The organism is Pantoea sp. SM3 (assembly GCF_000963995.1).
Classification (GTDB): Bacteria; Pseudomonadota; Gammaproteobacteria; order Enterobacterales; family Enterobacteriaceae; genus Pantoea; species Pantoea rwandensis_B.
Map to the genome: position 1 here is coordinate 1 of NZ_JZRD01000019.1, position 20,644 is coordinate 20,644.

The 20,644-nt window shown below is 53.1% G+C and carries 21 protein-coding genes; 11 read left to right on the top strand and 10 right to left on the bottom strand.

Features of this window, described 5'->3' with window-relative positions; all coding sequences use genetic code 11:
• Positions 1-143 precede the first annotated feature (143 nt).
• Positions 144-1,301 carry an alpha-hydroxy acid oxidase gene (locus VI01_RS12275; RefSeq protein WP_045815341.1) on the top strand — a complete coding sequence of 386 codons (1,158 nt, stop codon included), beginning with the start codon at positions 144-146 and terminating at the stop codon, positions 1,299-1,301.
• An 86-nt stretch (positions 1,302-1,387) separates the two neighbouring features.
• Here the strand turns inward: VI01_RS12275 and arnF are convergent, their stop codons facing one another.
• From arnF to arnB, 7 genes are read right to left on the bottom strand one after another with little or no spacing between them, the layout of a single operon-like run.
• Positions 1,388-1,762 carry a 4-amino-4-deoxy-L-arabinose-phosphoundecaprenol flippase subunit ArnF gene (gene arnF / locus VI01_RS12280; protein ID WP_045815342.1) on the bottom strand — a complete coding sequence of 125 codons (375 nt, stop codon included), beginning with the start codon at positions 1,760-1,762 and terminating at the stop codon, positions 1,388-1,390.
• A complete protein-coding gene (arnE, locus tag VI01_RS12285) occupies positions 1,759-2,091 on the bottom strand; it encodes a 4-amino-4-deoxy-L-arabinose-phosphoundecaprenol flippase subunit ArnE (protein ID WP_045815343.1) in 333 nt (110 codons plus the stop codon). The genes arnF and arnE overlap by 4 nt, the downstream gene beginning before the upstream one ends.
• Positions 2,088-3,749 carry a lipid IV(A) 4-amino-4-deoxy-L-arabinosyltransferase gene (gene arnT / locus VI01_RS12290; RefSeq protein ID WP_045815344.1) on the bottom strand — a complete coding sequence of 554 codons (1,662 nt, stop codon included), beginning with the start codon at positions 3,747-3,749 and terminating at the stop codon, positions 2,088-2,090. Before arnT ends, arnE begins: the two co-directional genes overlap by 4 nt.
• Before the next feature lie 31 nt (positions 3,750-3,780).
• On the bottom strand, positions 3,781-4,665 hold the full coding sequence (arnD, locus tag VI01_RS12295) for a 4-deoxy-4-formamido-L-arabinose-phosphoundecaprenol deformylase (protein ID WP_045815345.1): 885 nt from the start codon (positions 4,663-4,665) through the stop codon (positions 3,781-3,783).
• Positions 4,662-6,641: a bifunctional UDP-4-amino-4-deoxy-L-arabinose formyltransferase/UDP-glucuronic acid oxidase ArnA gene (gene arnA / locus VI01_RS12300; RefSeq protein WP_045815346.1), complete on the bottom strand. Its 1,980-nt coding sequence runs from the start codon at positions 6,639-6,641 to the stop codon at positions 4,662-4,664. The genes arnD and arnA overlap by 4 nt, the downstream gene beginning before the upstream one ends.
• Positions 6,638-7,624, bottom strand: a complete 987-nt coding sequence (gene arnC, locus VI01_RS12305) for an undecaprenyl-phosphate 4-deoxy-4-formamido-L-arabinose transferase (RefSeq protein ID WP_045815347.1) — start codon at positions 7,622-7,624, stop codon at positions 6,638-6,640. The genes arnA and arnC overlap by 4 nt, the downstream gene beginning before the upstream one ends.
• 5 nt (positions 7,625-7,629) lie before the next feature.
• Positions 7,630-8,766 (bottom strand): UDP-4-amino-4-deoxy-L-arabinose aminotransferase, encoded by a 1,137-nt coding sequence (gene arnB, locus VI01_RS12310; RefSeq protein ID WP_045815348.1) that lies wholly within the window; start codon positions 8,764-8,766, stop codon positions 7,630-7,632.
• A 528-nt stretch (positions 8,767-9,294) separates the two neighbouring features.
• Here arnB and VI01_RS12315 point away from each other — a divergent pair.
• The 7 genes from VI01_RS12315 (at position 9,295) to VI01_RS12345 (ending at position 14,633) form a co-directional block, all read left to right on the top strand.
• Positions 9,295-9,504, top strand: a complete 210-nt coding sequence (locus tag VI01_RS12315; protein WP_034829841.1) for a hypothetical protein — start codon at positions 9,295-9,297, stop codon at positions 9,502-9,504.
• Positions 9,505-9,714: 210 nt separating this feature from the next.
• Positions 9,715-10,575, top strand: coding sequence for an A24 family peptidase (locus VI01_RS12320; RefSeq protein ID WP_231638518.1), 861 nt, complete (start codon positions 9,715-9,717; stop codon positions 10,573-10,575).
• A gap of 215 nt (positions 10,576-10,790) precedes the next feature.
• Positions 10,791-12,173 carry a diaminobutyrate--2-oxoglutarate transaminase gene (locus VI01_RS12325; protein WP_034829839.1) on the top strand — a complete coding sequence of 461 codons (1,383 nt, stop codon included), beginning with the start codon at positions 10,791-10,793 and terminating at the stop codon, positions 12,171-12,173.
• Between the two features lie 12 nt (positions 12,174-12,185).
• Entirely contained in the window at positions 12,186-13,652 is a 1,467-nt protein-coding gene (locus VI01_RS12330; protein WP_045815350.1) for an aspartate aminotransferase family protein, read from the top strand.
• Positions 13,653-13,918: 266 nt separating this feature from the next.
• On the top strand, positions 13,919-14,104 hold the full coding sequence (locus VI01_RS25840; protein ID WP_255353425.1) for a tlde1 domain-containing protein: 186 nt from the start codon (positions 13,919-13,921) through the stop codon (positions 14,102-14,104).
• 26 nt (positions 14,105-14,130) lie between these two features.
• Positions 14,131-14,436: a tlde1 domain-containing protein gene (locus VI01_RS25845; protein WP_045815352.1), complete on the top strand. Its 306-nt coding sequence runs from the start codon at positions 14,131-14,133 to the stop codon at positions 14,434-14,436.
• Positions 14,433-14,633: a hypothetical protein gene (locus VI01_RS12345; RefSeq protein WP_045815353.1), complete on the top strand. Its 201-nt coding sequence runs from the start codon at positions 14,433-14,435 to the stop codon at positions 14,631-14,633. Before VI01_RS25845 ends, VI01_RS12345 begins: the two co-directional genes overlap by 4 nt.
• Before the next feature lie 35 nt (positions 14,634-14,668).
• On the opposite strand, the gene VI01_RS12350 is transcribed toward VI01_RS12345, so the two are convergent.
• Positions 14,669-15,061 (bottom strand): RidA family protein, encoded by a 393-nt coding sequence (locus VI01_RS12350; RefSeq protein ID WP_045815354.1) that lies wholly within the window; start codon positions 15,059-15,061, stop codon positions 14,669-14,671.
• A gap of 127 nt (positions 15,062-15,188) precedes the next feature.
• Between VI01_RS12350 and VI01_RS12355 the strand changes: the two genes are divergently transcribed.
• Entirely contained in the window at positions 15,189-15,797 is a 609-nt protein-coding gene (locus VI01_RS12355) for a TetR/AcrR family transcriptional regulator (protein ID WP_045815355.1), read from the top strand.
• Here the strand turns inward: VI01_RS12355 and VI01_RS12360 are convergent.
• Positions 15,772-16,689 carry a LysR family transcriptional regulator gene (locus VI01_RS12360; RefSeq protein WP_045815356.1) on the bottom strand — a complete coding sequence of 306 codons (918 nt, stop codon included), beginning with the start codon at positions 16,687-16,689 and terminating at the stop codon, positions 15,772-15,774. The two genes, VI01_RS12355 and VI01_RS12360, sit on opposite strands and share 26 nt — an antisense overlap.
• A 98-nt stretch (positions 16,690-16,787) precedes the next feature.
• Here VI01_RS12360 and VI01_RS12365 point away from each other — a divergent pair, with 98 nt between their 5' ends.
• Complete coding sequence (locus tag VI01_RS12365) at positions 16,788-17,645, top strand: aldo/keto reductase family oxidoreductase (RefSeq protein WP_045815357.1); 858 nt, start codon at positions 16,788-16,790, stop codon at positions 17,643-17,645.
• 56 nt (positions 17,646-17,701) lie between these two features.
• On the opposite strand, the gene VI01_RS12370 is transcribed toward VI01_RS12365, so the two are convergent.
• The gene (locus VI01_RS12370; RefSeq protein WP_045815358.1) at positions 17,702-19,195 is read right to left on the bottom strand and encodes a PLP-dependent aminotransferase family protein; all 1,494 of its coding nucleotides are present in this window, start codon (positions 19,193-19,195) and stop codon (positions 17,702-17,704) included.
• A 109-nt stretch (positions 19,196-19,304) separates the two neighbouring features.
• Here VI01_RS12370 and gabT point away from each other — a divergent pair, with 109 nt between their 5' ends.
• Positions 19,305-20,567, top strand: coding sequence for a 4-aminobutyrate--2-oxoglutarate transaminase (gene gabT / locus VI01_RS12375; protein ID WP_045815359.1), 1,263 nt, complete (start codon positions 19,305-19,307; stop codon positions 20,565-20,567).
• Positions 20,568-20,644: the final 77 nt, after the last annotated feature.

Below are 20,644 nucleotides of genomic sequence, written 5' to 3' on the forward strand. Positions count from 1 at the left end.
GTCCAACTTTCGGGGTTCACTTCAGAAGGTGCGCCCATATGCTTTATTCAGATATGCAATGCCATTTAAAGCATTTGCCAGTTCCCCTTCTTGCAATAGCATGACTTTTCTCTTTTTTATCCTCACAGCTGAATCGCTAGCCCATGCGCAAACTGCAACAACGTTGCCTCTCGTTAAATGATTTCGAGAAATATGCCCAAAAGCGTCTACCCCATCCGCTGTTCGCTTATGTGTCCGGTGGTGTTGAGGACAACATCGCGCTGCATCACACTCAGCAATCCTATGCTCAATACGGCCTGATACCGGAAAACATGGTCGATGTGTCGCAACGTAATACTGAGGTAAATCTGTTTGGTCATCGCTATGCGGCGCCAGTGGGTATTGCACCAATGGGCATCTCCGCCATCACCGGTTTTCAGGGGGATATTGCTTTAGCGCGGGCGGCGGCGAGCAAGAACGTGCCCTTTATTATGAGCGGTTCCTCGTTGATTCGGTTGGAGGACGTGGCCGCGGCTAATCCGGCGATGTGGTTCCAGGCCTATTTGCCTAAGACGCTGGAAGAGATTGATGCGTTGGTGGATCGCGTCAAGCGTGCGCGCATATCCGTGCTGGTCGTGACGGTGGATACGCCGGTCAAAGCCAACCGGGAAAACAACGTGCGCGCCGGATTTTCCACGCCATTCCGCCCCAGTCTGGCATTGGCGTGGCAAGGCGTCACCCATCCCCGCTGGCTTTACGGCACGCTGTTGAAAACCTTACTGACCTCGGGCATGCCCTATTTCGAGAACAATAACGCAGTGCGTGGCGCCCCGCTGTTTTCCAAAAATGCCGTGCGTGACTTCAGTGGGCGTAGCCATCTCACCTGGCAGCATATCGAACATATTCGTCAGCGCTGGACGGGCGCGATGGTGATTAAAGGAATTCTGAGTCGCATTGATGCATTGCGCTGTAAATCCATTGGCATCGACGGCATTGTGGTCTCGAATCACGGCGGTCGTCAGTTGGATACGGTGATCCCGCCGATTTATGTCCTGCCCGAGATTGTCACCGCTGCGGGAAATATGACGGTGATGATGGACAGCGGTATTCGGCGTGGCACCGAAGTCATCAAAGCATTGGCGCTGGGGGCAAAGGCCTGCTTTGTTGGCAGGCCTTTTAACTACGCAAGTGCGGTAGGCGGCTCATCGGGGGTTGAGTGGGCTATTGACCTCATCACCCATGAAGTCAGTCGCGATCTGGGGATGTTGGGTGCACCCTCGCTCGCTGACCTCAGTGAAAAGCATTTACGACTGATAAAGTGACAGCGTCACATCATGCAACTCATTGATGAGATTTGGTTTCAGCTTCGGTTCCGTGGCGATCGCCTGCCACATCTAACCTTCTGCCGCTAAGGTTTTCGCGGCAGCGAAACGCACAGCAATCCGAACACAATCAATACAACACCGGCAAAACTGCTCCAGCGGAAAGCTTCACCGAACATTGGCAATGAAATAGCTGCCAGCCACACCAGCACATAACTCAGACTCAGCAACGGATAGAGGCGGTTAAGCTGCATATGACGCAGCGCCAGCATCCAGCACAGCATCGATAATGCGTACGCACCAAGTCCCAGACCGAGCAGGATCAGCGGCTGCAGATGCTGCCAGAATTGCGGGCTAAGGATCGCAGTCAATGGCGGAAAATTTAGCATCGCGGCGCGCAGCACTAATTGCGCCAGCGACACCAGCAGCACGCTACACATCGCGAGGATCACCCCTTTCATAAGTGGCTCCCCATCAGCGCGACCCCGGCAACAATCGCCAGCGTACCGAACCATTGTTGCAAGGTGTATGTCTCACGCCAGATCACCTTAGCTGCGATGGCCACCAACACGAAGTTGAGACTCAGCATTGGATAGGCCACGCTGACCGGCACCACACGCAATACCAGCAGCCATAGCAACATTGCCACGCCGAGCAAAAAGAGGCTCAGCGCAATCCATAGCATGAGCTGCTTCTTGCCGTGGCGCATCCCCAGATACGCCGCCTGCTTTTGACAAAGCTGGGCGGCGCAGCTCAACAAACTGACCAGAAGAATAAGCAACAGGTTCATGGTGTCGCGTTATAACCGTAATAGACCAGTCGACCTTGACGATAAACGTCATCCGGCGTGGGCATTGCAGGGTCAGGCCCGTTCTCGCCCGAGTTGAGCATCATCACCACGGACACTTTGCCATGGCGACGATGTTCGCGCAGCCAATCAGCAAAAGCTGCGCCATCAACATAGCGCGTTTGCGCATCGGGATAGCTAAGACCGTATTGCAGTTCGCCTTTGGCATCATAGAAAGTGATATCACTGCGCTCGGTTTCCCATGCCACCGCTGCTGCAATGCCAGGATTGTCAGCCAGCAAATAACGGCTGTCTGCCAGTTGATGATGCACAGCCTGTACAAAACTCTGCGGCTGTTTGGAATCACGAACCTTCTGCGGTATCGCGAAGCCGATAAGTAGCGCCAGCGTTAAGGGACAAAGTGCCGCCAGTTGCCAACGGCAGGCACCCGGTTTGAGACTGAACCACCCCATAATGCCCCAGCCGACAAAGGCCAGTACGCCACAGATTAACGGCAGTATTTCATCATGGGTATAAACGGGCTTGTGCGCCAATCCCCATGGTGCAATCACCACCAACAGGACTAAGGTGGTTATGGCGCCAAACAGCAGGTTAATCCAGCCATTAACTTTAAACACCTTCTCTAACTGTGCAGAACCACTGTGCGCATAATGCGCCATCAACAGTGCTATAGGTGCAAAGCACGGCAGAATGTAGGTCGGCAGTTTCCCTTTAGCGATGCTAAAGAACAACAGTGGCAAGATCACCCAACTTAACAGGTAAACGGCTCCCGCATGTTGACTGCGCTGGCGCCATGCGCCCATCAGTGAGCCCGGCAGCAGCGCCAGCCACGGCAGGCATCCCGCCAGCAACACCGGCAGGTAATACCAGAAGGGTGCTTTGTGCTGTGCATCTTTCTCTGCAAAGCGCTGAATATGCTCAACCCAGAAGAAGTAATGCCAGAAATCCCCTTCCTGACGATAAATGGCCAGCGCCCACGGCGCACTGAGCAGTGCGGCAACGATGATGGTCAAAGGTCCCCAGCGCAATAACTCACCGAAGCGTTTTTGCCAAATAGCCCAGGGCACTATCGCCAATACCGGCACCGCCAGCGCGAGGAAGCCTTTGGTCATAAAGCCCATCGCGCAGGCTGCGCCCAGCAGCACATAGCCGCACAGACGCTGTTGCGTCGTAGAAGCTTGCGCCACCAGCCAATAGCTGCACATCGCGGCAACCATCCACAACAGCAGAATAGGATCCAGCACCGCGTAAGTGCCAATGCCATACACCAGAAGCGAAGTGAGAAAAATGATGCTGCCGGTCAGAGCGATTTTCCGGCTGGCAAACATCTGATGACCCAGCCAGTAAATCAATACTGCACTGAGTGTGGTGCAAAAAATCGAACCGGCGCGTACACCGAAGTTGGTATGACCAAACAAAAGCTGGCCGATATTGTTGACCCAATAACCCGCGATGGGCTTTTCGAAATAACGCAAATCAAAGAAGTGCGGTACCACCCAATTGCCATTAACCAGCATTTCACGGCTGATTTCAGCGTAGCGGGTTTCATCCGGCTGCCATAAGGCGCGGAATTCGATCGGGATAAGATAATAAAGCGCGAAAAGCGCCAGGAGCAGCGCCGTTTTGGTGCCTGTACGCATCCGTGGTTCCTATAAAGTTTCCTGTTAACGTTTAGCTCTGGCAGCCCAGCCAGCCTTCGCGTCCGGGTATATGCCCACGTACCAGATTGCCCTGCGGGAGTGTGCTGAGATCGTCAGGTAACAGCTCGCTCAGAGGACAGAAATGAATGCCTTGTTGCTCCGCGCGGGTTAATAACTCGCCAAATGCCCGAGAACCAATAATGCCTTCGACTTCAGCATGAATGGTATACACCGGCGCCCCTTCGGCTGCGAGCATCTGCTCAAGAATGAAATCGTTGTAGTCAGCGGCGCTAACCGACTGTCCTACGACTTCATCCCAGGTTGGCAATGTTACGGGGATTTGCACCGTGCCTAAGCTGCCATCACGCAGGCGAGGCAAGAAGGGTCCAGTACCACGACAATCACTGTTGTAGATGAAACCGAAGGTCTGCTTAGCGGCAACAACGCGGCCATCCGCTCGCCATCCGGCCACGGCAGAGCAAGTGACAGTGTCACCGATAATCGCTTCCAGTGCGGCTTTCCCACGCGAAATCTGTTCCAGCAACTTCTCCTCTGGCCACACGCCTGCCCAGGTTTGCCAGGCAAAGTGATCCCAGGCGTGCAGACCGACTTCATGATGATCGGCTGTGGCGCTGATGATCTCCTCCAGACCGCGGCCAATCTCACGTCCTGGCCAGGCGGTGCCAGCCAATAAGATATCCCAGCCGTACAGGGAAGCTGCACGCGAGCGCAGCATTTTCCATAAGAAGCGCGGTTTCATCAGGCGCCACAAGTGGCGCCCCATGTTATCCGGCCCAACGCTAAAGAAGAAACTGGCCTGCAACTGATGCAGGCTAAACTGCTCTAGCAGCGCCGGAACGCCGAGTTTGGTTCCACGCCAGGTATCAACATCTACGCGCAAACCAATTTTCTTCATGGCTTATCCTGCAGCTCAACGGTGCGCAGGAAGAAATCCAGCGTGTTATCGATCGTGGTATCCATCTCAATGGTCGGCGTCCAGTCCAGCAAGCGACGCGCGTTTTTGATTGACGGCTTACGATGCTCGACGTCCTGATAACCTTTACCGTAGTAGCTGCTGCTCTCTACTTCGCGGAAACCGGCGAACGGCGGGAATTGGTTGCGCAGCGGATGACGTTCAAAGCTTGCCAGCAGGCGTTCCGCCAACTCTTTGATGCTCGCCTCGTTTTCCGGGTTACCGATGTTGACGATCTGACCGTCACAGTTGTTTTTCTTGTTCTCAATGATGCGGAACAAAGCTTCAATACCATCACGAATGTCAGTGAAGCAGCGCTTCTGTGCACCACCATCGATTAACTTGATCGGTGAACCTTCCACCAGATTAAGGATCAATTGCGTGATCGCACGGGAACTGCCGATACGCGCGGCATTGAGGTTATCAAGACGCGGGCCCATCCAGTTGAATGGACGGAACAGCGTGAAACGCAGCCCTTCTTTTTCGCCATAAGCCCAAATCACACGATCCAGCAGCTGTTTGGAGACCGAATAGATCCAGCGCTGTTTGTTGATAGGTCCCACCACCAGGTTGGAGTGATCTTCATCGAAGTGTTTATCGGTGCACATACCGTACACTTCTGACGTGGAAGGGAAAATGATGCGTTTTTTGTATTTTACGCAATCACGGATGATCTTGAGGTTCTCTTCGAAATCGAGCTCAAACACGCGCAGCGGGTTACGGGTGTATTCAATCGGGGTAGCAATCGCCACCAGTGGCAACACCACATCACATTTTTTGATGTGATATTCGATCCACTCTGAGTGAATGCTGATATCACCTTCAACAAAATGGAAGCGCGGCTGATCGAGGAAACGGCTGATAGCATCTGACCCGATATCCAGACCGTAAACTTCGAAGTTATCATCTTGCAGTAAACGTTCGGTTAAGTGGTTACCGATGAACCCGTTCACTCCCAGAATCAGCACGCGTGTGCGACGTTTTACTGCCGCCACAGGCTGAGAGTACAACAGCGCGCCCGGCACCATCCCCAGACTCTGCGCCAACTGGCTGCCGTTCATATAGACGCCATTATCACTTTGTCCGGTCATCACTTCCAGTGCACCTTCCCCGCAAGCAATCAGGAAAGGCTCAACGGAAATCACTGTGCCTGGCTTAGCTTTTGCCGCATCAGCATGTACGCGCCCTTTCCACACGACAAACTTCACGGTTCCCGCGAAAGCAAATGCGCCCGGCCATGGATCGGTGACCGCACGAACCAGGTTGTTGATTGACTGTGCAGACTGCTCCCACAGAATGCGGCCGTCTTCTGGCGTACGGCGGCCGACCACGGTCGCCTGAGTGTGATCCTGAGGAATCGCCACAATCTCGCCACGCTTCATGGCCGGCAGTGCCTGTTCCAGCAATTGCGATGCACTGGTCGTCAGTTTGCGATGCAGAGTTAACGCGTTGTCTTGCTCCTCAATCGCGACACGCTGCTGTGCCACGATATCGCCCGCATCTGCGCGTTTCACCATGCGATGCAGGGTCACTCCGGTTTCAGTCTCGCCATTCACTAACGCCCAGTTGAGTGGCGCGCGTCCGCGATATTTAGGCAACAGTGAACCGTGCAGGTTGAAGGCGCCCAGACGCGCGCTGCTGAGGATGCTGTCATTGAGCAGATTACGATAGTAGAAGGAGAAAATGTAATCCGGTGCCATGGATTTAATGCGGTCGACCCACAGCGGATGGTTGGCATCTTCCGGCGCATACACCGGGATACCATGCTCAGCCGCCAAACGGGCGACAGAACCAAAGAAGTGGTTCTCATTAGCAGAATCAGCATGGGTGAAGATCGCGCTGATTTCGAAACCCGCATTTAACAGCGCAGTAATACCTGCACAGCCCATATCGTGATAGGCGAAGACGATAGTTTTCATTGCTCAATTTCCTGTACAGAGGAGACATCTTTCTGCGAGTTAATAACACGTTGAATGAAGTAGCGCGGACGAGCGCGTACGTCGTTGTAAATTCGGCCGATGTATTCGCCGAGCAGGCCCATACCGATAAACTGCGCGCCGACAAAAATAAACAGCACCGCAAACAGCATGAACACCCCGTCTCCGGCCCAGTCGGCACCGAGGAACAGGCGCAATACAATCAGCACCAGTGAGAAGGCAAAACCGGCCAACGCAATCAGACTGCCGACAATACTCAGCAGGCGCAGTGGCGTAGTGGTCAGGCAAGTCACCAGGTCGTACATCAGATTGATCAGCTTCATAAAGCTGTATTTCGAATCACCAAATTCGCGCTCGGCGTGGGCCACAGGCAGTTCAATCGTGCGGCGCGCAAAGGTGTTGGCCAGGATAGGAATAAAGGTGCTGCGCTCGTGACAGTTGAGCATGGCATCAACAATGTGACGGCGATAAGCACGTAACATACAGCCATAGTCACCCATCGCTTTCCCGGTGACGCGTTGAATCAGCTGGTTAATGGTGCGTGAAGCACGGCGGCGGAACCAACTGTCCTGACGATTTTGACGCACGGTACCGACCACGTCATAACCCTGCTGAGCGGCTTGCACCAGATTGGGGATCTCTTCGGGGGGATTCTGCAAATCCGCATCCAGTGTGATAATCAGGTCGCCTGATACATGGCTAAAACCCGCCATGATTGCCGAGTGCTGTCCATAGTTGCGGTTCAGCAATACGCCGACCACATGACTTCCGGGCATGTCAGCGGCATCGGCGATCATCTCACCTGAGCGGTCGCTACTACCGTCATCCACCAGCAAAATCTCATAGTCGAGATTCAGCACAGCACATGCTGCATCGGTGCGACGCACCAACTCTGGCAGGCTTTCCTCTTCGTTGTAAACCGGGATCACCACGGAGACTTTACGAATGATTTTTTCTTCGAGCATGTCAATCAAACTCCAGCGATATGACGTAATGCACCGATCACGCGGCTAACGTCGTCATCGCTCATATCTGGGAACAGCGGTATTGAACAAATGCGGTCGCTATTCCATTCCGTGTTTGGCAAGGAAAGCTGTGGGTAGCGTTCGCGATAATATTTGTGGGTATGTGCCGCGCGGAAATGCAAACCGGTGCCGATGTCATGAGCCTTCAGCGTTTCCATTAAAGCATCGCGGCTGAGTCCACACTGCGCTTCATCAACGCGAATGATGAACAAATGCCAGGCGTGTTGATGCGCCCAGGTGGGTTGGGACAATGGCAGGAATGGCGTATCAGCCAGTTCTTTTAAATAGCGTTGGGCAATCTCTGCACGGCGAGCATTGATGGCGGGCAGTTTGTTCAACTGAACCAGCGCAATGGCAGCGCTAATGTCAGGTAAATTGTATTTGAACCCAGGCATAATCACTTCAGCCTGCGGTTTACGGCCATGCGTGTGACGGTCATAAGCATCAACACCCAGGCCGTGGAATTTCAGGCTGCGCATGCGATCGGCCAACTCAGCATCATCGGTAACAATCAAGCCACCTTCCGCGCAGGTCATGTTTTTAATGGCATGGAAAGAAAAAATAGCCGTGCCCTTATTACCGACATGCTGACCTTTGTAATAACAACCTGCAGAGTGCGCCGCATCTTCGATCACTGCGATGCCATGGCGTTCAGCAATGGAGCGAATGGCATCAATGTCCGCAGGAGCACCGGCGTAATGCACCGGAATGATGGCACGCGTCTTTGGCGTGATGGCCGCTTCAATTTGCTCAGGCGTGACCATCAGCGTATCGCGATCAACATCAATCATCACTGGCGTTGCACCCAGCAGCGTAATGATGTTGATGGTGGATACCCACGTCAGTGAAGGTGTAATCACCTCATCACCAGGCTGGATGTTTAACGCGAGGAGGGTGACGTGCATGCCTGCCGTGGCGGAACTGACAGCAATCGCATGTTGATTGCCGGTTAACTGGCAAAAGGCTTGTTCCAACGCCGCATTTTTCGGGCCGGTGGTGATCCAACCTGATTCAAAAACCTCTTTTACTGCCGCTAACTCTTCCTCGCCCAGAGCGGGGCGCGAGAATGGAAGAAAAGTCATAAGTTTACCTTAACGTTTGACACCTAAAATTGCCTGCAATAGGGCCACTTGCAGTGTGCAGTGATTCAGATCCATAACAATATTCAGTAACTTGCTGTTTAAACTTAGATTACAAGGAAAAGTTTAGATAGCACTAAGTGTTAATTTTTTAACCAACAGCAAAAAAACTTAAGCACACCTGTCTTATTGCCTGCAGAACAAAATACGCATGAAAACTTAACTGAACATTAAATGGGTGACGCACAAGCGGCATTTTCTCTTAGATGTTGAGGATTGGTAGAAGATGTGCGCTCAACCGTTTTGTCTCGCTATTTAGGCGTCACCAAAGTTTCATCAAGATGACCAAATACCTGAAACATTTCGTTTGCTGCTTTTTTGAACGGCAAAAATTGAAGTATAGAGATGAATGAAAAATGAAAATGAAACAGTCTGTTAGCAAAGTCGCAGCACTGTTCTTAAGGTTAAGCTAAGCTTCAAACCATACTCTATGTCGGGATATTAGCGTTGAAACGAATGGAGGGGATGAAGATGAACACCGGAGCTGACAGGCTGGCGCAGGCTGCCCTGCGTCGCCATCATATTGGGGTGAAAACCAAAGGGTTGCGCTTTCGCGGAGATCTTTACGTCTTCCGCTACAATGCAGGTCACTATGACGTGTTTCTCAATAATGACCGTGTGATGTCCCTGGCTACCAGCAACGTGCAAGAAGCCATCCAGATGTTCAAACAGCAGTCATGATGCATTGGCTGCTGTTAGCACTGTGAGCAGTGCGCCTTTCGCTATACGCATCCAACATCACCACAGACTCCGTCTTACTCCCACCACTCTGCACCGCCTGTTTACCCGCTGTAGAATTTTAGGCACTCATCCTTCCAATGGTGAAGCGGTACCGGTTAAGTCGCGAACGGCATATGTTCCTCATTGCCTGAACACCGATCGTGAAACGCGATGAAACACACCGTAATTCCCCGCAGATACTCGCCTCCTTCGCGCTTCAGGCGTAGGTTTCTTTTCGATGAAACCGGTAAGGAAAAAGAGGTCAACATGGAGTGGATACTGTGGTTGCTGGCTACGGTGATAGCCTTAAGCATCGGTAGCTTTATTAATGTCGTTATTCATCGCGTGCCACTGCAGATTTTACAGCCAGGCAATGGCGTGGATATACGGCAACCGGCTTCACACTGTCCGGTTTGCAAAAAGTGTTTGCGCTGGCGAGACAATATCCCGGTCGTGAGTTGGCTGTTACTACGCGGTCGGTGTCATTTTTGCCGTTGTGCTATCAGCCTGCGCTATCCATTAACAGAAACTGCTTGTGCAACAATCAGCCTATTATTTGTCGCGCTCCTCCCGATTGATAAATCACTGCTCGCCCTACTTGTGCTGTTTTGGCTGCTGCTGACCGTCGCGATTATCGATTACGAGCATTATTTGTTGCCAGATGTCATCACTCTGCCATTGCTTTGGCTTGGGCTATTATTAAAGGCCGTCGAATGGCTACCAGGCTCACTCCGTGATGCCGTCTTTGGTGCGGTGATGGGTTACAGCGCGCTCTGGCTAATCCGCTATATATATCAATATTTTAGCGGGAGACTGGCATTGGGTTTGGGAGACGCAAAGTTAGTAGCAGCATTAGGCACGTGGTTGGGTTGGGCACTTTTACCCTATGTGCTGTTACTGGCTTGTAGCGGGGCAATTTGTGCGCTGTTTATCGCCAAAATGGGCTGGCAACGTGACCTTCATCAACCCCTTGCTTTTGGTCCCTGGATTGCTCTGGCGGGCATAAGTCTTTTTATTAACACGATTATTTAATAACCACTTCATCTGCTGGCGCTAAAATAGCCGGCCAATTAGTGGCCAACGCCCTGATTCCTATATGAAAAGAATAAACAAATCTAAACAAAATAAATCATTGTGATGTACGTCAAAAGGCTCTATATTGGCCGCGTTTTTTAAACCACTGATACTTTTTTGTTCAACTAGTCAATCGGCCAGCCATCACGAGCCCCGGTTGAAGGAGAGATATGATGACGGATAAAGTCCGTATTGATAATTTTGGTGCCAACGCATTCAATGGAAACAACGACGCATTCTTGGCCCGTCAGGCTGAGTTTGAATCAAACGTCAGGAGCTACCCGCGCAAGTTGCCTTTAGCGATTGCCAAAGCCAACGGCGTGTGGATCACAGATGTCGAGAATAAACAATATCTTGACTGCCTGGCTGGCGCAGGGACGCTGGCACTTGGTCATAACCATCCTGATGTTCTGCAGAGCATCCAAAATGTCATTACCAGCGGCTTGCCGTTACATACTCTTGATCTGACGACACCTCTGAAAGATCAATTCTCAGAATCTCTGCTCTCGCTGCTGCCTGGCCAGGGTAAAGAATATTGCCTGCAGTTCACCGGTCCTTCCGGTGCGGATGCGGTTGAAGCAGCACTGAAGCTGGCGAAGAAAGTCACGGGCCGTAGCGGTGTGATCAGCTTCTCTGGTGGTTACCATGGTATGACTCATGGCGCGCTGGCGGTGACCGGCAACCTGTCACCGAAAGAAGCCGTTAACGGCATGATGCCAGAAGTGCAGTTCATGCCTTACCCGCATCTGTACCGTTGCCCACTGGGTCTCGGCGGTGAAGCGGGCGTGAAAGCCCTGACTTACTACTTCGAAAACCTGATCAACGACGTGGAAAGCGGCGTGCGCAAGCCTGCAGCTGTTATCCTGGAAGCTGTTCAGGGTGAAGGCGGTGTGAACCCTGCTCCGGTAGAGTGGCTGCAGCGCATCCGTAAAGTGACTCAGGAACACGGCATTCTGCTGATTCTTGATGAAGTTCAGGCTGGCTTTGCCCGTACCGGCAAATTCTTTGCCTTCGAACACGCAGGCATTGAGCCAGATATCATCGTGATGTCTAAAGCAGTAGGTGGTGGTCTGCCACTGGCTGTTCTGGGTATCAAAAAGCAGTTCGACGCCTGGTCTCCAGGTCACCACACCGGTACTTTCCGCGGCAACCAGCTGGCGATGGCAACCGGTCTGGCGACCCTGAAAGTCCTGACCGAGCAGAACATCGCCGGTAAAGTGGCTGAACAAGGTGAATGGCTGAAAGCACAGCTGGCTGAGATGCAGAAGCGCTTCCCGGTTATCGGCCACATCCGCGGTCTGGGTATGATGATCGGTATCGAGATCGTTAAACCAAACGAAGCGGCTGACCATATGGGTAGCCTGCCGGCTGATGGTGAACTCTCTGCACTGCTGCAGAAGAAGTGCTTCGAAGCAGGTCTGATTCTGGAGCGTGGCGGTCGTCACGGTGCAGTACTGCGTCTGTTGCCGTCACTGCTGATCACCAACGAAGAGCTGGCGATTTTCCTGGATAAATTTGAGCAGGCGCTGATTGGCGCTGGCGTCAAACCTGTTTGATTGGAAGAGTAAATGTCTGAAGTAAACCCGATTCTGGCCGCCTCTGCACAGAGCATTGAGGCGTACCAGCAGGCGATTGCCCAGAGCAGCGCCGCGGTTGTGCAGTGGCTGCAACAGCCTGAGATGTATCAAGGCAAAAGCGTTGCCGAACTGCGCGAGCGTATCACGCTCGACTTCAATCCAAACGGCCTGGGTAACCAGGCCGCGATTGAACGCGCGATTGAGTATTTCCTGAAAGACAGCCTGTCAGTGCACCACCCACAGTGTGTGGCGCACCTGCACTGCCCTAGCCTGGTGGTTAGCCAGGCTGCAGAAGTGTTGATCAACGCCACCAACCAGAGCATGGACTCTTGGGATCAGAGCCCTTCTGCCACCATCATTGAGGTCAAACTGATCGAATGGTTGCGCGCACAGGTGGGTTACCCAGCAGGCGATGCTGGCGTGTTCACCAGTGGTGGCACACAAAGCAACCTGATGGGTTTGATGCTGGCGCGTGATGCGTTCTATCAGCGTCAAGGTCATTCAGTGCAGTTGGACGGCATCACTGGCGATCTGCGTAAGATCAAAGTGTTGTGTTCTGAGAACGCGCACTTCTCTGTACAGAAAAACATGGCGCTGCTTGGCCACGGCTACAATTCTGTAGTGCAGGTAAAGTCTGATCAGTTCGCACGCATGGACGTTAACGACCTGAAAGCCAAACTGGCGCAGGCCGAAGCCAATGGCGAGCAGATTCTGGCGATTGTCGCGACTGCTGGCACTACCGATGCGGGTGCGATTGATCCACTGCGCGAAATCGCGGGCATCGCAGCTGAGCACAACATTTGGATGCATGTCGATGCAGCCTGGGGTGGTGCACTGCTGCTGTCTGAAAAATATCGTGACTACCTGGACGGACTGGAGTTAGTGGATTCGGTGACTCTCGACTTCCACAAACAGTATTTCCAGACCATCAGCTGTGGCGCATTCCTGTTGAAAGACGAGCGTCACTACGAGCTGATGCGTTATCAGGCGGCTTACCTGAACTCTGAGTTCGATGAAGAAGCCGGTGTTCCTAACCTGGTATCCAAATCTCTGCAGACCACGCGTCGTTTCGATGCATTGAAACTGTGGATGGGTCTGGAAGCGCTGGGCCAGAAACAGTATGCCGCGATCATCGATCACGGTGTGACGCTGGCACAGGAAGTGGCGAAGTTTGTTGCTTCAGAACCACGCCTTGAGCTGGTGATGCAGCCACAACTGGCAAGCGTGCTGTTCCGCTATCGTCCAGAGCAACTGACCGATATCGCGCAGATTGCTCTGTTCAACCAGCGTATCGGCGATGCGCTGCTGGATTCAGGCCGTGCTAACGTTGGCGTAACTGAAAATCAGGGCATTACCTGCCTGAAACTGACGTTGCTGAACCCGACCGTGACGCTGGAAGACATCAAAGTCTTGCTGGCGCTGGTTGAGAAAACCGCGAATCAGTTGCTGAACGCGTAATTTCGACTTATACGATCTAGCCGATAACTGGCAACGGTTATCGGCTTTTTTATTGCCTGCCATCTTTAACTACAAATATCCAGCACCCCATTTCCAGGATGATTCTGATAACATATTGATCGGTCGAACAATTCCCTTCTTGTCACTTAATAGCCATATATCCTTGTGTAAACTCTCTCCATTCCTGACTGGTATAAACGCCTTCATTCTGCGCTGCCATTCACCGGACATAGATGACAGGAGTGTTGCTGATGCAGGTTTGCACCATGGATTACAAGAAGCTGTCGCGAGATGGTAAAACGTTGCCGCTCGAATGCTATGGCATTGGTACTTTTGACGTATTATCGGGAATTGAACGTTATATAAATAATCCCGACTGCTCAGATAAAGAAAAAGCGGCTATTCCGCCTGGCACATATTGGATAGTTGATCGGCCAGAGGGGAGTTTTTAAACCGCCTACGTGCTGAAGCAATAGATATGGCACATTTATATCGCAATCATCATGCGGAATGGTTCGCTCTCTATAACAGTCAAACCATGAATGATTATGTTTTTGTAAACGGCAATCGTCGTGGCAGTTTTCGTTTGCACCCGCTGAATACTGACGGCTCTGGGGTTTCATGGGGCTGCATTACACTTTACCGTGCCAATGAATTCCACAGCCTGAGGCGTACGCTACTCAGTCGGCCTAAAGTCAAGGTTCCCGGTGGCAATGGGTTGCTTGCCTATGGGCGAATTGATGTGCGCGGTGTTCCTGATTACTCAAAGTGTGAAATCAAATGAGAATACTGATTTTCTTTATCATCCTTATTGCCGGCATCGTGTTGATCCCCGATGGACTCATTAGCCATTTAGTCAGCGTATCCGGTGATGGTGAAACAGCGATGGATAAATACGATTTCACCCTACTTCTGATCAAGGCTGCTATTTCTGCAATCATTGCCCTGGCAGTATTGCAGATTGTTCGCCGGGCGCGCTGATTCAACAGACACACCTCCCTGTGCGGCACGCTGAACTACTGAGGAATTCGCGCGATCACCTTGATTTCAAAATCGAACCCCGCCAACCAGTTTACCCCCACTGCCGTCCAGTTTGGGTACGGCGGCTCACCGAAATGCCGTAAACGCACCTCATTCACGATGGCAAATTGGTTTTCAGGATCGGTATGGAAACTGGTGACATCCACCACATCATCCATAGTGCATCCCGCCGCTTTCAGCACGGCTTGCAGGTTTTCAAACGCCAGATTGACCTGACGTGCAAAATCAGGTTCCGCAGAACCGTCATCCCGACTTCCTACCTGGCCCGAGACAAATAACAGGTCCCCGGAACGTATTGCGGCAGAATATTGGTTAATTTCATACAGCGCCTGACGTCCCGCTGGAAAAATGGCATCACGTTTGTTCATAATCGCTCTCCTGATGGAAAAAAGGGTAAACCGGGTAGCTAACCCGGTTATCGCTTTAACATACGCCGCGTATGTATTAATATGGATAACATACGCAGCGTATGTCAATGCAAATTTTGGAGTTGCTATGGCAGCCAAACGACGAACAGAACAGGTAGAAGAAACGCGGGCAAAATTGATTGGGGCTGCTCGAAGGGCCTTCGCAGAGAAAGGCTATAGCGCCGCATCAATGGATGATCTGACCGCTGAAGCAGGGTTGACGCGGGGGGCGCTTTATCACAATTTCGGCGATAAAAAGGGTCTATTACAAGCCGTTATCGACCAGATCGACGCAGAGATTTTGGTACAGATGCGTGCCGCTGGGCAGCAGTTTGAATCAAAGTGGCATGCCTTTCTGGCGGAAGCGATTACCTACATTGAGATGTCCCTGGAGCCAGAGGTGCAACGCATCATGCTGCTTGATGGTCCCGCTGTGCTCGGCGATCCTTCACAGTGGCCCAATCAAACTGCCTGTCTGCGCACCACGGCAGACATGCTCTATGCGCTGATTGCAGAAGGCACGGTGAAGCCGATGGATACTGAAGCGGCGGCTCATCTGGTGAACGGTGCCGCCTTGAATGCCGCGTTGTGGATTGCCGCCTCCAGCGAGCCGGTGGCTGCGCTTCCGCGCGCGGTTGATGCGTTTCGCGTACTGATGTCCGGACTGCTGGTTAACCCGCCTGCGGCTGCGCATTGAGTTCGCGCACATAGTCGAGGAAGGCTTGTAACGGTGCGGGGATCAAACGACGATCGTTATAGTAAAGCCACAGTCCGGAAAAACTCTGCCACCAATCGCTCAGTATTGGTTGCAGGCTGCCATTATCCAGCGCGGGTTTGATCCAATCTTCAAACAAATACACCACGCCTGCGCCGGCTACCGCGGCCGCGACAGTAAGATCCATAGCCGCGCCGATGCTGCATATCAATGGCCCTTTCAGCTGTAAACGCACCACCTCTTCGCCCTTTTCAAACTCCCAATCAGCAATCACGCCAGTGGCATAACGGCCATATAAACAACGATGATGTAACAGCTCACGTGGGTGTTGAGGGGTACCAAATTGAGTCAGGTAGGCGGATGACGCCGCAGCGGCAAAGCGTTGCACACGTGGGCCAATCGGCAGTGCCACCATATCCTGCTCCAGATGATCATCGTAACGAATCCCCGCATCACAACCGTCACGGAAGATATCCTGCACATTGCTTTCCGCTACCACTTCCAATTGAATATCGGGATAACGCGCCAGAAAACCGGGCACGATGGAGGGCAAAACCAGTCGGGCTGCGCTAACCGGCACATTGAGCCGCAACGTGCCGCCTGGTGTGCTGCGAAAATGATTAAGCGAATCGAGTGCCGCATCCACTTCATTCATGGCTGGCATTAGGCGCGTCATTAACGCCCTGCCTGCTTCAGTGAGCGCGACGGTACGCGTGGTGCGATTGAACAGCCGTACACCCAACTGCTCCTCCGCTCGCCTTACTGCATCGCTTAAACGTGAAGGATTGCTTCCCGTCATGCGGGCCGCCTCACGGAACCCACCCGCTTTTGCCACCGCCACCACCGCATGCAGCAGTGCAATATCCGATGCCATTGTTCGCTATTCCGTACACTGTGTCCTGATTTAACCGGATAGTTGCACAGCGATGTGTCGATTACAATCTGTACACACATCGACGAAGGAGGTTTTCCATGTCTCACAACGCAAATACCTATACTTTGGGTGATCGTCAGGTTAAACGCCTCGGTTATGGCGCTATGCAGCTGGCGGGCAAAGGCGTATTCGGGCCGCCAGCCGATGAGAATCGAGCATTACAGGTGCTACGTGATGCTGTCGCTGCAGGCGTAAATCATATCGATACCAGCGACTTTTACGGCCCGCACATTACCAACCAACTGATTAAGAGAGCCCTGCATCCTTATTCCGATGACCTGGTGATCGTCACTAAAGTCGGAGCCCGCCGCGATGCGAAAGGAGGCTGGTTGCCCGCTTTTTCGCCCGATGAGTTGACGCAAGCGGTGGAAGATAACCTGCGTAATCTGGGTCTCGAGGTGATGGAAGTCGTGAACCTGCGCTCGATGCTCGACGTGCATGCACCAGCTGAAGGCTCACTGGAACCGCAGGTCGAAGCGATGATCAAGCTTAAAGAGTGCGGCCTGGTTAAGCATATCGGTCTGAGCAACGTGACGGCCAAACAAGTGTCCGATGCGCAGAAAATGACGCCCATCGCCTGCGTGCAGAACCTTTACAACCTGGCGAATCGACAGGATGAAGCCTTGGTCGATCAACTGGCTGCACAAGGCATTCCTTATGTGCCGTTCTTCCCATTGGGTGGTTTCTCCCCGCTGCAATCCGGGCAGCTTACCGCAGTAGCCGAGGAGTTGAATGCCACTACATTGCAGGTCGCACTGGCCTGGTTACTTCAACGTTCGCCGAACATTCTGTTGATTCCCGGCACATCATCACCAGAACATCTCCAGCAGAATCTCGCCAGTGGCGATCTTGTGTTGAGTCACGATGTCGTGCAGCGTTTAAACAGCATCGCTTAGTCCTGCAAGGGTGCGGCCTGCGGGCCGCCCATCACCGTTTTTACCAGCGGACCGGCCTACGAACGCGCGATAACTCCGCTCTCCACCAAACAAGCCTTCAGCACGCCAAATGCATCCTGACACTGACGCTCATCCACGCAGGCATAGCCCAGCAGCAAGCCGCGCCGCTCCTGTTGATGCATATAATATTGCGATAAAGGCCTGACCTTCACGCCGCGTCGCAGCGCCAGAGCGGTGATCGCCACATCATCACATCCCGCAGGCAGGTTAATCACCAGATGCAAACCCGCCTCATGATTGACGCGAGGCATAAAATCAGCGCCAAGATAGCGCTCAATCAGACCGGCTAAGAAGCGACGACGCTGACTGTAGAGTTTGCGCATACGACGAATGTGCGCCATGTAATGCCCTTTCTGGATAAACTCCGCCAGCGCTCGCTGCACCAGCAGATGCCCGCCACGATAGAGTTCCGCCGCCGCAACGCGCAGGGGTTGAGCCAGCGCTTTTGGCACCACCAGATAACCCAGTCGCAGTGCCGGATAGAGCGTTTTGCTGAACGTGCCCATGTAAATTACCGGCGCATCGGGTTCAAAACCTTGCAGCGAGGGAAAAGGCTGCCCCGCGAAGCGAAACTCACTGTCGTAGTCATCCTCTACCAACCAGGTTTTATGTTTGCTGGCCAAATCCAGCAACTGCTTACGTCTTTCAAGGCTGAGATGAACGCCCAATGGGTATTGGTGTGACGGTGTCACAAATATCACTTTTGGCGCCCGACTGCGGGGCGGTAAGTCAGGAATAATGCCCTGATCGTCGACCGGCATGGCCTGAATTTTCAACCCATTGATGCGTAAAAGATTACGTGTTCCCCAATAGCCAGGTTCTTCAATCCACGCGGTATCCCCCGGATCGCAGAGTACGCGCGTGACCAGATCAACCGCCTGATGGATGCCTTCGGTAATGATGATTTGATCCGCATCCGCACGCACCGAACGGGCCACGCTGAGATAGTCCGCCAGCGCCTGTCGCAATTGCGGGCAGCCGCCATTGCTGCTGTAAATCAGCCGATCGATATCGGGCTCGCGATTTAATCGCGCCTGAATCTGACTAAATAGTTTGTGCGGGAACTGCGTGACATCCGGCGCGCCTGGCACAAACGCGCCCCATTGATAAGGCGAGGCGTTGGCATGGCCCAACAGCGATGCACCGCGTTTAGAAATCGCCGCCGCTTTCGCGCTGAGCGGCAGCGTCAGGTCATCGCCACGCGGGCTGTTTAAACAGCCTTCAGGCAGTGTTTCGGCGATCCAGGTTCCGCTGCCGGTGCGCGCGGTAACATAGCCTTGTGACATCAAATTTTCATAAACGTTAAGTACGGTATTACGTGACACCGATAATTCCCGTGCCATATCGCGCGTGGCCGGTAATCGCGTGGCGCGTGGAAAAATCCCCTCAGCAATCGCCGCCTGCATACACGCCAACAGACGCTGCTGCAACGTCCCTTCCGGCATAAACTGCAAACGTTCTAATACATGATCGGCGTACAAACTCCGCAATTGGCTCCATCCTTTTCTGTAAAAGTGGCTCTGGCAACAAACCTTAGCGCAGGGATAAATAAGCGTGTTTGTCGTGATTTGTAAAGACGCTTATCGCTAAGGAAAGGTTATGGAAGGTAAAAACAGCCAGCTGCAACAACGCAAAGATGACGCACTCCCACGTGGCACCGGTAATCTTTGCCAGTGGTATGTCGATCAGGCAGAGAATGCCACGTTGCGTGACGTCGAAGGCAATAGCTGGATTGATTTCGCCGGTGGTATCGCGGTGCTCAACACCGGCCACCGTCATCCGCGCATTGTGAAAGCCATCGCGGAACAGTTAGAAAAATTCACCCATACCGCATTCCAGGTGACGCCTTACGAGAGCTATGTCGGCCTGGCAGAGCGCATCAACAGCGTGGTGCCCATCGCCGGTAAAGCCAAAACCGCCTTTTTCTCAACCGGTGCTGAAGCGGTAGAGAATGCCGTTAAAGTTGCGCGCGCCGCCACACGCCGTCACGGCATTATCACTTTCGGTAACGCGTTCCATGGTCGTACGTTTATGACGATGGCGATGACCGGCAAAGTGGCCCCGTATAAGCGCGACTTTGGCCCGATGCCCGCCTCCGTGTGGCACGCTCGCTATCCCAACAGCGTGACCGGCATTAGCGTTGATGATGCGATGGCAAGCCTGCAGGACATTTTCACTCAGGACATTGCGCCGCAAGACGTGGCGGCCATTGTGCTGGAACCGGTGCAAGGTGAAGGCGGCTTCCATATTGCCCCTGCTGAATTCCTAGTTCGCCTGCGCCAGCTGGCTGATCAACACGGCATTCTGCTGATTGCCGACGAAGTGCAAACCGGCTTTGGTCGCACCGGCAAACTGTTTGCCATGGACCATTACGCCGTCAAACCTGACCTGATCACCATGGCGAAAAGTCTGGCGGGCGGCATGCCGCTGTCTGCGGTGAGTGGTCGTGCAGAGATCATGGATGCGCCAGGTCCTGGTGGTCTGGGTGGCACTTACGCCGGAAACCCGCTGGCCATTGCCGCTGCGCATGCGGTGCTGGATATTATTGCCGAGGAACAACTGTGTGACCGCTCAGTGAAGCTGGGTGCAAAACTGGTCGAATTCCTCAATGAGGCACGTCGTCACTGCTCCGCGATCACCGATATTCGCGCATTGGGTTCAATGGTCGCGGTGGAATTTGCCGAGGCGCAGACCGCTCAGGCCATCCAGCAACACGCCATGGCGCGCGGTTTACTGTTGTTGACCTGTGGTCCACAAGGCAACGTGATTCGCTTCCTCTATCCGCTCACTATTCCGGATGCGCAATTCAGCCAGGCGCTGGAGATTCTCAGCAACGTGCTGAGCGCACATCAGGATTCATAGGCCCTCAGCTTAGCCAGCTCGCGTGCGGGCTGGCTATTCACCTGCTGCAGCCAGGCTGTGCAACGTTACAGCCCGAG

Bases quoted from the DNA above. Each gene is read 5' to 3' on its own strand.
- VI01_RS12330 (WP_045815350.1), top strand. From the start codon at position 12,186: ATGTCTGAAGTAAACCCGATTCTGGCCGCCTCTGCACAGAGCATTGAG.
- arnE (WP_045815343.1), bottom strand. From the start codon at position 2,091: ATGAACCTGTTGCTTATTCTTCTGGTCAGTTTGTTGAGCTGCGCCGCC.
- gabT (WP_045815359.1), top strand. From the start codon at position 19,305: ATGGAAGGTAAAAACAGCCAGCTGCAACAACGCAAAGATGACGCACTC.
- VI01_RS25840 (WP_255353425.1), top strand. From the start codon at position 13,919: ATGGATTACAAGAAGCTGTCGCGAGATGGTAAAACGTTGCCGCTCGAA.
- VI01_RS12355 (WP_045815355.1), top strand. From the start codon at position 15,189: ATGGCAGCCAAACGACGAACAGAACAGGTAGAAGAAACGCGGGCAAAA.
- arnB (WP_045815348.1), bottom strand. From the start codon at position 8,766: ATGACTTTTCTTCCATTCTCGCGCCCCGCTCTGGGCGAGGAAGAGTTA.
- VI01_RS12365 (WP_045815357.1), top strand. From the start codon at position 16,788: ATGTCTCACAACGCAAATACCTATACTTTGGGTGATCGTCAGGTTAAA.
- VI01_RS25845 (WP_045815352.1), top strand. From the start codon at position 14,131: ATGGCACATTTATATCGCAATCATCATGCGGAATGGTTCGCTCTCTAT.
- VI01_RS12360 (WP_045815356.1), bottom strand. From the start codon at position 16,689: ATGGCATCGGATATTGCACTGCTGCATGCGGTGGTGGCGGTGGCAAAA.
- arnD (WP_045815345.1), bottom strand. From the start codon at position 4,665: ATGAAGAAAATTGGTTTGCGCGTAGATGTTGATACCTGGCGTGGAACC.
- VI01_RS12320 (WP_231638518.1), top strand. From the start codon at position 9,715: ATGAAACACACCGTAATTCCCCGCAGATACTCGCCTCCTTCGCGCTTC.
- arnC (WP_045815347.1), bottom strand. From the start codon at position 7,624: ATGCTCGAAGAAAAAATCATTCGTAAAGTCTCCGTGGTGATCCCGGTT.
- VI01_RS12325 (WP_034829839.1), top strand. From the start codon at position 10,791: ATGACGGATAAAGTCCGTATTGATAATTTTGGTGCCAACGCATTCAAT.
- VI01_RS12275 (WP_045815341.1), top strand. From the start codon at position 144: ATGCGCAAACTGCAACAACGTTGCCTCTCGTTAAATGATTTCGAGAAA.
- arnA (WP_045815346.1), bottom strand. From the start codon at position 6,641: ATGAAAACTATCGTCTTCGCCTATCACGATATGGGCTGTGCAGGTATT.
- VI01_RS12315 (WP_034829841.1), top strand. From the start codon at position 9,295: ATGAACACCGGAGCTGACAGGCTGGCGCAGGCTGCCCTGCGTCGCCAT.
- arnT (WP_045815344.1), bottom strand. From the start codon at position 3,749: ATGCGTACAGGCACCAAAACGGCGCTGCTCCTGGCGCTTTTCGCGCTT.
- VI01_RS12350 (WP_045815354.1), bottom strand. From the start codon at position 15,061: ATGAACAAACGTGATGCCATTTTTCCAGCGGGACGTCAGGCGCTGTAT.
- arnF (WP_045815342.1), bottom strand. From the start codon at position 1,762: ATGAAAGGGGTGATCCTCGCGATGTGTAGCGTGCTGCTGGTGTCGCTG.
- VI01_RS12345 (WP_045815353.1), top strand. From the start codon at position 14,433: ATGAGAATACTGATTTTCTTTATCATCCTTATTGCCGGCATCGTGTTG.